This is a genomic window from Chryseobacterium sp. OSA05B, assembly GCF_019970065.1.
Classification (GTDB): Bacteria; Bacteroidota; Bacteroidia; order Flavobacteriales; family Weeksellaceae; genus Chryseobacterium.
Genome location: NZ_JAHXYH010000003.1, coordinates 329477 through 342838, shown reverse-complemented (window position 1 = coordinate 342838; position 13362 = coordinate 329477). Strand labels below are relative to the sequence as shown.

At 38.8% G+C, this 13362-nt stretch carries 12 protein-coding genes; 8 read left to right on the top strand and 4 right to left on the bottom strand.

The features are described from left to right. Positions 1-102: 102 nt before the first annotated feature. Genes LC419_RS13730 through LC419_RS13720 form a run of 3 tightly spaced genes read left to right on the top strand, consistent with a single transcriptional unit; the run spans position 103 to position 5016 of the window. A complete protein-coding gene (locus LC419_RS13730; RefSeq protein ID WP_223607899.1) occupies positions 103-1569 on the top strand; it encodes a tellurite resistance TerB C-terminal domain-containing protein in 1467 nt (488 codons plus the stop codon). Then, a complete protein-coding gene (locus LC419_RS13725) occupies positions 1562-2878 on the top strand; it encodes an ATP-binding protein (RefSeq protein WP_223607898.1) in 1317 nt (438 codons plus the stop codon). The genes LC419_RS13730 and LC419_RS13725 overlap by 8 nt, the downstream gene beginning before the upstream one ends. Beyond that, complete coding sequence (locus LC419_RS13720) at positions 2875-5016, top strand: DEAD/DEAH box helicase (protein ID WP_223607897.1); 2142 nt, start codon at positions 2875-2877, stop codon at positions 5014-5016. Before LC419_RS13725 ends, LC419_RS13720 begins: the two co-directional genes overlap by 4 nt. A 143-nt stretch (positions 5017-5159) precedes the next feature. On the opposite strand, the gene LC419_RS13715 is transcribed toward LC419_RS13720, so the two are convergent. Then, a complete protein-coding gene (locus LC419_RS13715) occupies positions 5160-5753 on the bottom strand; it encodes a Crp/Fnr family transcriptional regulator (protein WP_223607896.1) in 594 nt (197 codons plus the stop codon). 629 nt (positions 5754-6382) lie between these two features. Here LC419_RS13715 and LC419_RS13710 point away from each other — a divergent pair. Next, the gene (locus LC419_RS13710; RefSeq protein ID WP_223607895.1) at positions 6383-6724 is read left to right on the top strand and encodes a hypothetical protein; all 342 of its coding nucleotides are present in this window, start codon (positions 6383-6385) and stop codon (positions 6722-6724) included. Between the two features lie 18 nt (positions 6725-6742). On the opposite strand, the gene LC419_RS13705 is transcribed toward LC419_RS13710, so the two are convergent. Further along, a complete protein-coding gene (locus LC419_RS13705; RefSeq protein ID WP_223607894.1) occupies positions 6743-7474 on the bottom strand; it encodes an MBL fold metallo-hydrolase in 732 nt (243 codons plus the stop codon). Positions 7475-7549: 75 nt separating this feature from the next. Further along, the gene (locus LC419_RS13700; RefSeq protein WP_223607893.1) at positions 7550-8299 is read right to left on the bottom strand and encodes an NUDIX domain-containing protein; all 750 of its coding nucleotides are present in this window, start codon (positions 8297-8299) and stop codon (positions 7550-7552) included. A 439-nt stretch (positions 8300-8738) separates the two neighbouring features. On the opposite strand from LC419_RS13700, the gene LC419_RS13695 reads away from it, so the two are divergent. Next, positions 8739-9935 (top strand): MFS transporter, encoded by a 1197-nt coding sequence (locus LC419_RS13695; protein WP_223607892.1) that lies wholly within the window; start codon positions 8739-8741, stop codon positions 9933-9935. A 1-nt stretch (position 9936) separates the two neighbouring features. Here the strand turns inward: LC419_RS13695 and LC419_RS13690 are convergent, their stop codons facing one another. Then, on the bottom strand, positions 9937-10305 hold the full coding sequence (locus tag LC419_RS13690; RefSeq protein WP_223607891.1) for a helix-turn-helix domain-containing protein: 369 nt from the start codon (positions 10303-10305) through the stop codon (positions 9937-9939). 156 nt (positions 10306-10461) lie between these two features. On the opposite strand from LC419_RS13690, the gene LC419_RS13685 reads away from it, so the two are divergent. From LC419_RS13685 to LC419_RS13675, 3 genes are all read left to right on the top strand, one after another. Further along, a complete protein-coding gene (locus LC419_RS13685; RefSeq protein ID WP_223607890.1) occupies positions 10462-11406 on the top strand; it encodes an alpha/beta hydrolase in 945 nt (314 codons plus the stop codon). Then, on the top strand, positions 11403-12572 hold the full coding sequence (locus tag LC419_RS13680; protein ID WP_223607889.1) for an MFS transporter: 1170 nt from the start codon (positions 11403-11405) through the stop codon (positions 12570-12572). The genes LC419_RS13685 and LC419_RS13680 overlap by 4 nt, the downstream gene beginning before the upstream one ends. Positions 12573-12657: 85 nt before the next feature. Beyond that, positions 12658-13362 (top strand): DsbA family protein, encoded by a 705-nt coding sequence (locus tag LC419_RS13675; protein WP_223607888.1) that lies wholly within the window; start codon positions 12658-12660, stop codon positions 13360-13362.

The following is a 13362-nucleotide window of genomic DNA, read 5'->3' as shown; positions in this document are numbered from 1 at the left end:
GACTCATTTTAAAAATCTTTACGGACAGCCTGTGAAAGTGAAATTCTCGGCAGATAAAGCGATTCATTCAATGAAATCTTTTCTACTTTAAAGACTGAAACTATGCAGAATGAACACTATGACGACTCTATCATTGATGTCTCCGGAAGTGCGGATATTCCCATCAATTTTGGAACGGATTTACCCGTGCAGGAACCTGCCTCCGAGAATATACCGCGGGCACAGTATGATCCTGAAGGCTGGAAAATAGGAAAAAAATATGTCAGAAAGCTCAGCTTAAATGATGAACAGACTGCACTATTAGACAGATTATGGTTTGCAGATAATGTTTTCAATGAAATTGAATACTGCAGAATACAGATTTTAAAACAGTTTTTAAGAGCAGTAGATTATCTTCGGACGCATTGTATTCCGGTCAATAAATCCTATGCAACGGTTATTGAGGAACTGTCGGAAATTATTGTCTGCTTACAGTACAATTACAGAAAAGAAAGTCTCAACTATCGCTATACCTATGATGCCGTACAGACAGAAATTTTTAACCATATATTAAAATTATGCGAAAATAATGTCAGGGAAGTATATGGAATTAAACGGAAGATCAATACGGATTTTAATTATTCCCATCCGGATATTCTGCATCAGTACGGCAGAAAGATTGTTTCAAAACTTGAGGTTTTTCTGCAAGAAAACCAACATCAGATTCTGGATGCAGATCACAGAACGAATACTATCCTGAATGAAAACAATACAGGACGATGGAAGACAAAATTTGAAATCATTAAAGAAGATTTTTCCAATGCTCTTGCTTTTGAAAGGGAAATATTCAGGTTGGCGGAGGTAAATATTAAAAATCCTTCTCAGGACGCGATTTTTTTCGAAGCTTCAAAATTTGTATCAAAACATGACCGGATCAGTGCTTTAAAGCTGTATCTCCATTATTTTGAAAAAGATCTCAATACGTCTCAATTTGACAGAAAACAACTTACAAAAAACATTCAGAAAAGCTTGTTCTCCACCAATGAGCAGCTGACAGATTTTGAAAATATATTAAATGAATTCGTTACAACACGGAATCTTGAAGCAGCCATTGAAAAAGCCTCTCAGCTGTATCTTCCGAAAAGAAAAAAAATAGTTATCGACAGAGAGGCTGTTGAAAATGTTCAGAGACAGCATTCAGGAACGGTGGCGTTACTGGAAGAATACCTCAGAGATGATTATGAAGAAGAAAGTATACCGTCAAAACCAGCAGAGCTGGAAGAAGGGGAAGAATTGACGATGAATATCACGCATCAGAATACTGAAATAGAGATTCACAAATATATTGATGAACTAAATTTATCAGAAATTCAAAAGGAGATTTTAGACTTATTTGAAAAGCAGAGCTTTAATATTCCACAAAGTGAAATGGCTGTCTATTTACAGTCTAAAAACCTGTTCATGGGATCTACCATCGATTCAATAAATGATCTCTGTTTTGAAACCCTCGACGACGTCCTTATTGAAGAAGAGGATGAATATTTTACAATTAATACTGATTATTATAAAAAACTTTTAAACAATGATTGACAATATTAAACCCAAAGAAGCGACTTCCATTATCAATTCACTGGTGAGCGGAGTAGTCCCAAAAATAGGGGTACAACATATAACCGTTGGAAGATCGGAAGAGATCAACGCATTCATCAGTTCTTTGGATGATGTGAAAAACGGGCACAGCATGGCGAAATTCTGGATTGGTGATTTTGGAAGCGGAAAATCGTTTATGCTTCACTTACTGAACACCGTTGCCCTGAAACAGAAATTTGTAGTTTCTAATGCAGATTTTACCCCGGATAACAGGCTGTATTCCAATGATGGAAAAAGTGTCATCCTGTATTCTGCCATTATGGACAATATTGCGATCCAGACCAAGCCTGAAGGCGGCGCATTACAGACTTTACTGGAAAAATGGATCGAGCAGGTAATTACGAAAACAGCTGAAGAAAACCATATTTCACTGTCGGAAATCAGGAATGATCAGTATCTGGGTCTGATCCAGAATTCTATAATGAAAACGGTCAATGAAATCACGGAAGTTGGTGGTTTCGATTTTGGTTCTGTGATCGTTAAATACTATGAAGGCTATATCAAAGGAGATGAACTGCTTCGCAGAAATGCCCTGAAGTGGCTCAAAGGCGAATATAAAACCAAAACGGAAGCAAGGCAGGATCTGGGGGTTAGAGAAATCATCAACGATTCCAATTTTTACGATATGCTTAAGAATTTCTGTAAATTCTTTGTAAGCATGGGCTACAGTGGCTTTATGATCAATCTCGATGAAGCCATCAATCTTTACAAAATATCTACGGCAGCGGCCCGTGAAAAAAATTACGAGAAAATTTTATCCATTTATAACGATTGTTTTCAGGGAAAAATCTCCAATCTGTTTATCAACTTTGCAGGAACAAAGGAATTTCTGGAAAACGAAAGGAGAGGGTTGTTCAGTTATCAGGCTTTAAAATCAAGACTGGAAACCAATAAATTTGAAACCCTTAATATCAGGGATTTTGCCCAGCCGGTGATCAAATTAACTCCATTGGACCACAACGAAATTTTCGTTTTGCTAAAAAAACTGAAGCTGATTTTTGATTTCAACTATAAAACGGAACTGAATATCACCGACGATGAAATTTTTGTTTTTATGGAAGAAATGTTCAACAAACCGGGAGCTTCAGAATTCCTGACCCCGAGAGAAGTGATCAGGGATTTCCTGAATATTCTGAACATTATCAGACAGAATCCGGAGGTTGACAAAAAGCAGCTCTTCGGCGACATTGAGATCTCGGATGAGAGACCGAATGATCTGGTGATTTTAGACAGCATTGAGGAAATATGACAGCATTCGACATGCTTTCTGAGCCAATCAGAAAATACATCCGCGATCAGAGATGGGAAAGTCTGAGGCCTATTCAGGAGGCGGCCATTCAAAAGATTATTCCGAATGACACTAATTATGTTTTGATTTCAAGAACCGCTTCAGGTAAAACGGAGGCTGCCTTTCTGCCGATCCTTTCAAAAGTTAATTTTAAAGAGCAAGGTGTAAAAGTTCTTTATATCTCACCGTTGATTGCTTTGATTAACGACCAGTTCATGCGCGTGGAAAAACTCTGTGCGTATCTTGATGTTCCGGTAACCAAATGGCACGGAGAAGCTTCCAAAGGAGCCAAAGAGCGCTTGTTAAAAACGCCGGAAGGAATTGTACTCATCACTCCGGAATCTCTGGAAGCGATGTTTGTGAATAAGCCTCACAATATCCATCATCTTTTTTCAACGGCGGAGTATGTGGTTATTGATGAAATTCATTCCTTTTTAGGCTCAGACAGAGGAGTTCATCTGCAGTCTCTGTTGCAGCGCCTTCAGAAAATCAATAAAAAGAAATTCAGTACTGTGGCACTTTCGGCAACGATAAGCGATGAAAATAAATACGCTGAACTCAAAGATTTTCTGGGAGATCCCGAACATACGAAAGTGATCAGGGATACTACACCGAAACCTATTAATGCTGTTTTTAAATACTTTGAAGGAACAACCAGTGAACTTCCGTTGGATCTTATTAAAGATCTGTATGTGAGAACCAGAGACAGTAAGGTTTTGGTATTTCCCAATGCAAGAGGAAGAGTGGAAGAAGTCGCGGTAAAGCTCAAGAGGATCTCAGAAAAAGTGGGTGGACATTCCAACTATTTTTCCCATCATTCCGCTGTAGACAAAGAAGTGCGCGAATACGTTGAATTTTTTGCTAAAAAAAGTGTTCATGAGAATTTTTGTATATCCTGCACCTCTACGCTGGAATTAGGGATTGATATCGGAAATGTGGATGAAGTTGCCCAAATTGATGCTACCCACAGCATTGCTTCCCTGATCCAGAGAGTTGGGAGAAGCGGCCGCCGGGAAGGGAAGTCCAGTAATCTGTTTCTGTATGCTACGGATCGATGGAGTCTTCTTCAGTCGATGGCGTGTTGGCTGCTTTTTAAAGATCAGTATATCGAACCTTTTCCCGTTAATGATCAACCTTATGACGTGCTGGTTCATCAACTGTTGTCTATCGTGAAAGGATCTTCGGGCATGACACTTGCCCAGCTTTTAGAAGATTTGACCACGAACAGGACTTTTAAGAATATTAAGGTAGAAGAAATCTCAGAGATCATTCATTATCTTACCGAAATTGATTTTCTGGAAAAGCTTGGAAATGAATATATCATCGGGATCGAAGGTGAAAAAGTGGTGAATACGAAAGATTTTTATACCCTTTTTCATACTCCGGTTTTTTTCAGGGTGATCAGCCAGGGAGTGAAAATAGGCGAGTTGCCGCTTTCTACGCAGACCATCATAGACCAAAATGTATATCTTTCGGCCAGAATATGGAAAATAAAAGACATTGATTATCAATCAAAAAAAATAGAAGTGATCCCTGCCAAAGACGGAAAGAAACCGCTCTTTTTTGGAGATCCTGCGGATACCGCATCAAAGATCAGAGAGAAAATGCTGGAAATCCTTATTTCTGAGGAGAAGTATGATTTTCTGGATGAGGCAGGTGAAGAAATCATCAGGCAGATGCGTAAAGACTTTTCTGTGTATGGGATTAAGTCCTACCTGACGGACAGACCGTTGTTCTCCGGTAATAACAAACTTACATTCTACTCGTTTGCAGGATCGAAGGTGAATAAAACCTTACATTTTGTACTGAACAGAATTGGGATTAGCAATCAATTATACGATAGCGAGAGTGAATTTGAACTCGATTTTTCTAAGAAAAAGGAATTCATCCTGATGCTTAAAGATTTAAATTTAAATAATGTAAATCTCGACGAAGCGTTGACCGAATTAATAGAACATTCTCCCGATATTCTGAACTTTTCAAAATGGGGAATATATCTGCCGGTACACTATCAAATCAAGCTTCTAAAAAACCGCCATTTCGATTTTGAAGGTTGTAATGAATTTATCCGGAATTTGAATTTTGTGGAAAATCAATAAAGGGAGAAAAGTGTAAATAAATAATGGAAGTCAGTAAATAGCTTCCATTTTTCTTTCCCGAACTAAAAAATGTTAATTGAAAGACTTAGATTTTTCTTCAGGACCGCTGAGAACTTCCATTTCCCATCTTCTTACTTCCTGACTCAATACAAAATCTTCCTCTTCTCTATCCTCAAAATTTCTTCTTTTTCCATCGTTTTTATAGCTCTGATAACGGTTTCTACCCGCAGACCGGTGAGTGAGGCGAGTTGTTGTCGTGTAAGAGGGATCTCAAATGAGTAGGGGCTTTTGTTTTCCTGATAGCTTTTAAGATAATCCATGAGCTGTTTCAGTTTCAGCATTGGATTCTGAAAGGAGAGGTTGTAAAGCATCAGATATTTATAGTACATTCTTTCGGCCATACATTGATAGACATTGAGAGAAATCTCCTGATTTTCCTTAATCAGATTCAAAAAAACAGATTTAGGAAGTCTCAGAATATGGGAATCCTTTATCGCTATGGCATTCATGGGATATGGACGGTCTACAAACAGCAGGGATTCTGCAAAACTGTGTCCTCCTGAAAATATATTCTGAATGAATTCTTTCCCGTCTTCCGTATAATTATTGAGTTTCACCTGTCCTTTTTCAATCTGGTAATAAAATGCAGAAAATTCGCCTTCCCGGAAAATAATCTCCTCCGATTTATACGTTTTGGTTTCAGCTCCATAAGAAATTAATACGTCGTCAGCGATCATGGTGTAATAGGTTTTTAATTGAATCTTTAAACAGATGTTTAACCATTAATGTCTTTCATCAGGCAGTAAACAGAAAAGTCTCTGGTTTCAATCATGTAAAGAAAGTTCAATTTCAATCCGTTTCTGCAAAACTATGTACCATATACATACCACAGAATAAAGAACTGAATCCGGTTCGGAATGCCTGTAGATTCTACAAAAGACAGGCAATGAAAACGTAAAAAACATTGATTACGATCATAAAAAATAAGATTCACAATCTGCTACATTTGTTTAAAATTAACAAATGGGCAGCTCAATTTTAAAACTCAGCTTAAAATAGAACAAATACACTGTTAATAGGCATAGCGTGGTATGTATGTGGTATTTTAATTTTGTAAAATTTTAATCATTTTTTCTTTCTTTGTTTGTTTTAAAAATGATTGAAAAGATAACATGAGTTAGAGCATTTTTAAGAGTAAATATCAGGAACCACACAATGTATTTATGAGAATGAATGATAGATGATAGAATTGAAATAGGCCGTCTGAATATAAAACAAGCTGCTATAAAATAGCAACAGAAGAAGAATTTGTACTGGTGCTGCCCATGTAAAGGCATCAGAAATAAGTAGAGATGAGAAAAATATTATGAAAAACGAAAAACCGCAATCCAATTTAGAAGATTTGAACCAAAAGATTTTAGTGCAGGACGAGATCATGGCATTGGCTAAAGAAAATTCTCCACGCCTGCTGAATAAATTCAGATTAGTGTATCCAGATTTTTTTGACAAGATCACGAATGTACAGCCCAATCTCAAAAATTCTGAACTGATTTTCTGCATTTACCTAAAACTCAACTTTACCACTAAGGAAATTGCAACCTATACTTTTGTGACTCCAAAAGCGATTCAGAACAGAAAAAACAGGATACGGAAAAAACTCAGTATTCCTTCCGATCTGGATATTTACAAATGGTTTAATGACCTGTAAACCTATTTTTGCGTCAGATTATATTTGGATTACTGCTTTGTCCAGATCATGGTAAAGCAGTATTTTCCATTGCTCTTCGGCGGCTTTTTTCTGCCATTCCTGTCTTAATTCCATTGCTTTTCTACCATCGAAATCGCTTTTATACGCCAGATGGTATTTCAGGTAAGATTCCTGAGGAAGGTCATCTGCACCATAGAAAACGGTCTCTCCATTTTCCCGGATCCAGAATACCTGCATAAAAGGAGTGTGGCCACCCACCACTTCAAAAGAAATTTCATCGTTAATTTTCCCGTGATCATCATCCATCCAGATGATATTTGGAAGAGTGATCAGTTTTTCAAGGGTATCAAAGTCAAATGAGGGGTTTCCTGTGTTTTCCATCGCAAAAGCCAGTTCGCGTTTCTGGATATAAATTTGGGCATTCGGAAACGTTGGGATAAAACCATTATCTGTTTTTTGTAGGCTGCCGTCGATATGATCCTTGTGGAGATGTGAAAGCAGAAGCCTGGTGATTTGTTCCGGCTTGATATTTTCTTTTGCCAGTAGTTCAGAAATAACAGTCTTTCCCTCACCATTCTTCCAACTGATACCGGCATCAAGAAGGATATAATCATGATCTGTAACGATCAGAAAAGGCTGCACAGACATTTTAATCCCTTTTACGGTATCAAAGTTTTCATCTGTTAAAAGCGTAAATTCTTTTGTTCTGCTGGCCGAGAAATTGCCTTCTTTAAGCGGAATAATTTTCATTCTGCAAATTTCCCTATTATTTCTAAATTCTGAAAACCTTTTTTTCAATAGAGCTCATCGGAAAAAACAATCAGATTACCAGCTATTAAGCCCGTTTTCCATAGCTTTGGCGTAATGTTCTTCATCAAAAGAATAGAGGTCAGGAGCTTTATGGGCACCGCCGCGCCTTTGTTCTTCAAGCTTTTTCAGAATACCCAAATTCTTTATTTTCCTGTAAAAATTTCCGCGGTTTAGCTCTTTTCCTAAAACGGCTTCATATAATTTCTGCAATTCAGGAAGTGTAAATTTTTCAGGAAGAAGGTTTCGCCCGATAGGTTTTGTAGATATTTTCTGTCTCAGGGTAAACAGGGCTTTCTGAATGATCTCATAATGATCCATCCCCAGTTCTATCTCCGATAACTGGCTTATAAAGACCCATTCACAAGTCTCGCTGAACTCATCAGGGATCAGGTGAAACCTTGAAGGGCTGTACAAAGCATAATATCCCACCGTTATAAAGCGCTGTTTCTGAAAAAGGCTGTCATCAAAATCCTCAAAATGAAATTCACTCCTGTTTTTCTTTCCAAAGACCCCGAATTCCTCAAGATAAACATCCGTTATTCCGGACCTTTCTTTTAAAATTCTTTTTACCGCTTCGTCCAGATCTTCATCTTTTCTTACATAACCGCCCGGAAGCAGCCATTTTTTTCTGTAATTGGTTTTTAAGAGAAGAACTTTAAGTTCATTATGCTCGAATCCGAAAATAACCGGATCAGCTGAAATATGGGGCAGGAAAACCTCTTTGGCCGCGATTGACTGCTGTAAAAGCTGTTGTTTGGAATCCATGGAACTCGTGTGAAATGTGTATTAGTACAAATGTGCTAAAAAAAAATGAATTTCCATCAAAAATCCTTTAGATAAAGGTATTTAAGATAGATTGGGTTAAAAAAACAGAATAAAAAAAAACTGCTGCAAAATATTAACAGCTATTTTTCCGTTACAGATATACACAAAACATACGGCTGACTTTCTGTAAAGCTGTTAGTGACGAAAAAACACCTCCCTCTTTTCCAGCCTGTAAATTATTTTAAGATTAAATGCCATAGTTGATTGAAAGAGGTCGTTACCAAACGGTCTCTTTTTTTTATTTGATTACCTTTGTCCATCTTAAAAAAGCGGTATGTCCGATTGAATGTATTAATGAAATCATTCATGATTAACAATCTGGAATGCTTCTTATTCATTAATTCTATTCTTACATTTGAAATCAAATTTAAATTCAACTATGCAGGCGAGCAATACGGGCGGTATTTCAAGAACAGTTATCTGGCTCATGGCCATTATTTCTGGACTTGTGGTAGCCAACAACTATTATAACCAGCCTTTACTGGCTCTTATTTCCGACGATCTTCATGTTTCTGAAAGTGCAGCAAGCCGGATTTCTGTACTGACACAGATAGGATATGCGCTGGGTTTGTTGCTGCTCGTGCCTTTGGGAGATAAATTTTTTCGTAAGAAGCTTATTCTGATTGATCTGTTTTTAGTTTTCGGGTCACTGTTATGGATGACATTCGCAACTCAATTATGGATGCTGTACGCTGCCAGCCTGTTGATTGGGGCTACTTCAGTGATTCCTCAGTTATTTATACCGATTGCTGCAGAATTGTCCTCGGATAAAGAGAAATCTTCCAATATCGGAGTCGTCATGTCAGGATTGTTATTAGGAATTCTTTTATCCCGTTTTATTGGTGGAATTGTTGGAGATGTGTGGGGCTGGAGAGCGATGTTCGGTATTGCGGCAGGACTGATGATTCTGGTTTGGGTTGCGGTGTACAAAATGTTACCCGAAATGCAGCCCAATTTCAAAGGAACCTACAGAGAACTGATGAAGTCCGTAGCTCATCTGGCTAAAACACAGCCTATTTTGCAGCTGGCTTCATTCCGTGGAGCGATGGCGTTCGGATCTATGTGTGCTTTATTTACAACGCTGGTTTTTCATATGGAAAAACCGCCTTTCAATGCGGGATCTTCTGTTGTGGGAAGTTTCGGACTGGCCGGAGCAGTAGGTGCACTGGCAGCCGCAAAAGTGGGAAAACTTCAGAAATATCTGGACATCAACCGGATCATTTTGTATTCACTTTTTATTGTGGTGGGAAGCTGGGCTTTCACGTATTTTGCAGGCGAAACATATTGGGGCCTGATCGTTGGCGTTATCCTTGTTGATCTTGGAGTACAGTCGAGCCACATCATGAACCAGACCAATTATTTTTTAATTAAATCCAATGCTGTCAACAGATTAAATACCGTTTACATGGTTTCCTATTTCATCGGCGGATCACTGGGAACGTGGCTGGCTTCTATGGCCTGGCAATATGCACAATGGTCTGGGGTCTGCTTTGTAGGAGCATCTTTCGGGATACTTGCAATCATCGCTCACGTACTGTTTTGTAACAAAGTGAATGCCTCTCAATCTACATCTTAGCCTAAATCTCACTGCTTTGAACTAAGTCTTTGTGCTTATTTCCCCATTTTTCGAGCTCTTCCCAGATCGGGATCAGCTCTCTGGCTATATTCGTAAGTTCATAGTCTACTCTTGGCGGAACTTCGGCATGTACAGTTCGTTTGACTAAACCTTCTTTTTCAAGCTCTCTCAACTGTAATGTAAGCATTCTTTCAGTGATTCCGCAGATCCGGTCCCGGACTTCACTGAAACGCAGTTTTCCGTCTTTCAATCTGTTTAAAATCAATAGTTTCCATCTTCCGCCAATTTTGCAGACCGCGTAAGACAGATCACATTCCTGTATGTACTTTTTATTGATATTGTTTGTCGAATTTTCCTTTATTTTCCCCATAGCTTACAAATTTGTTAGTACCATACAATTCGCTGTATACAGTGCAAATGTAAGGTTTGAAAATTAATTTTGTCCTCAGAAACTGAAATAAACAGCAGTTCGGGAACAATAGCGCTTATGTTCCCTTGAAAATATATTAACAGGAAAATTAAAATAATGGAATTTACATCACCCATCAATCAAATCATCAGTCAGTTAGAAAAAATACAGTCATTCAATGCACGGGATCCCTTAGATGATACCCGCAAATATCTTGAAACGATGTCACTTCAGCTCAGCGGAAAAAAAGAATCTGTGGCAATGATCGAAGAACTGAATATTCCAATGGAAAATTACCAGATCCCGATTCGTATCTACCGCCCGAAAGGAAAAACTACTCAAAAATCATCAGCTATTGTCTACATACACGGAGGATGGTTCATTGCCGGCAGTTTTGAAACCCATGATGCTGTAGTCCGTAAACTGGCCAATAAAACGGGATCAGCTGTGATTTTTGTCGATTACCGTTTAGCACCTGAGCATCCTTTTCCGGCAGGATTAAATGACTGCATCGATATTGTAAAATGGATCATTGATCATGCAGAATCTCTAGGAATAGACAAAGATCAAATCGGAATTATTGGCGACAGTGCCGGTGGAGCCCTTTCAACAAGCGTTTCCACACAGATTGGAGAGCTTCTTAGGTTCCAGGTATTGATTTATCCGGCAGCCGGTAATCAACTTAATACAAAGTCATGGGAAATCTATGAAACGGGTCCGGTTTTAAACAAAGAAGGCGGTATTCAGGCGTGGAAATGGTATCATCCGGAAGGTAATAGCCATCCGGATCCGTTGGCAGTTCCTATATTGATAAAAGATTTCAAAAATACACCATCCACACTAGTTTTTATTGCTGAACACGACGCTTTAAGAGACGAAGGGGAAACACTTGCCCAAAATATGAAAGAAGCAGGAATTCCTGTAGACATTCGTTTTTACAAAGATATGGTTCACGGTTTCATGCATATGGGAGAAGTACTGAACGAAGTGGAGCAGGTGGCCGGTGAAATAGCAGCTTTTGCCCATCAACAGCTTGAAATAGCCATAGAAAAAGAAGGATGAAAAAGTACGCCTACATCGGATGCTTAGGATTCATTGCGGTGATTACGACAGAATTCGGAGTAATAGGAATCCTGCCCCAGATTGCAGAACATTATCAGATAGGAATTGACAAAGCCGGTTGGCTCCTCAGTGCTTTTGCACTGATTATTGCATTAACGGGGCCTTTTATGACCTTGTTGATGTCCGGATTTGACCGAAAGAAAGTGATGTTGACCGCGATTGCTATCTTCCTGTTTACGGCTGTTGTTTCGGCGATGTCGCCACCGTTTTGGCTTCTGATGCTGGTGAGAATACTTCCTGCATTTTTACAACCGGTCTATATTGCCACGGCATTATCGGTTGCAGTCTCAGGGGCAGATCAAAAGCAGGCGAATAAGCTGATGGGCATTGTCTTTATCGGGGTGGCTCTGGCTATGGTGACTACAGTTCCTTTTGCCACTTGGCTGTCTAGTGTATGGATTTGGGAATCTTCATTCATCGTGCAGGGGATTGTAAGCACAATAGCTTTAGCCGTGATCTATTGGTTACTTCCCCCTATGCCGGTACAAGAGAAAAAATCTTACAAAAGCCAGCTCACCATTCTGACTAAACCCACATTTATCGTCAGTATAGCCATGAATTTTTTCATGATCACAGCATGGTTTTCCACCTACAGCTATTTTGCAGACTATCTTAATAAAGCGAAAGGAATGGACGGAACGATGGTAAGCTACATGCTTTTCCTTTTCGGAATTATTGGTGTATTTTCAAACTGGATCGCAGGAAAAATGTTGAGCTGGAATGTCCCGAAAACAACAGCTCTGTTTCTTTCTGGGACTGTCATTATGCCGTTCTTACTGTTTTCCGGAGACAGTCTGCCTGCCAATATCATCAGTATTGCGGTTTGGGGTTTTCTGTATTCTCCGAGTTTTCAGAATGCTTCCACGTATATGATCTCTTCTGTACCGGATTCTCTTGAATTTGCCAACAGTTTAGCCACTTCTTTTGGAAACTTAGGTGTGACTTTGGGAACAACCTTGGGAGGGTGGATGATTGTTGCCAAAGGAGCTTCATACAATCCATGGATAGGCTTTGTATTTGGGATTTTAGCTTTTTTAATGATCATTCTGAGAAGTATTCTGGAGAAAAGAGCTGAAAAGCAGAAGATCATTATTCCGTGCCAGTGATATATTGTAATGAATTTTGTTACAATTAAAAAAAGCAGTAATTTTGATGAATTAATAATTTCATCAAGAATTAAAACAATAAAAAATGAAAATAGAAATATGGTCGGATGTCATGTGTCCGTTCTGCTATATCGGAAAGCATAATTTTGAGCAGGCTCTTGAAAAACTGCCGTTTAAAGACGAAATTGAAGTAGAGTGGAAGAGCTTCCAGTTAGACCCAACTTTAGATGCTTCACAACCTCAGAATACCATTGAATATTTTAAAGAGAAAAAAGGTTTTCCGGCAGAACAGGCATCTCAGATGATTGGTCAGGTTGCCCAGATGGGAAAAGGCGCGGGAATTGATTTTAATTTCGAAAAAGCTTTGATCATCAATACATTTACAGCACATAAACTGCTTCACCTTGCTAAAAAACACGGGAAGGCCAATGAAATGGAAGAAGCGCTTTTCATTGCTCATTTTACCGACGGAAAAAATGTTGGGGATATAGAAGAACTTATTACTCTTGCTGATAGTTTAGGGATTGATAAAGATGAGACCAGACAGGTCTTAACATCAGACCAACTTGATTATGAAATCAATCAGGATATTCAGGAGGCGAAAAATAATGGTATTTCCAGCGTTCCTTTCTTTGTTTTGAATGGAAAATATGCGGTATCCGGTGCACAGCCTGCAGAAGTTTTCGCAGATGCACTTCAACAGACCTATAAAGAAACGGTAAGTCCGTTTAAAGACCTTTCCAAAGAAGGAGGTGCATCGTGTGATGCTGATGGATGCACTGTGGAATAA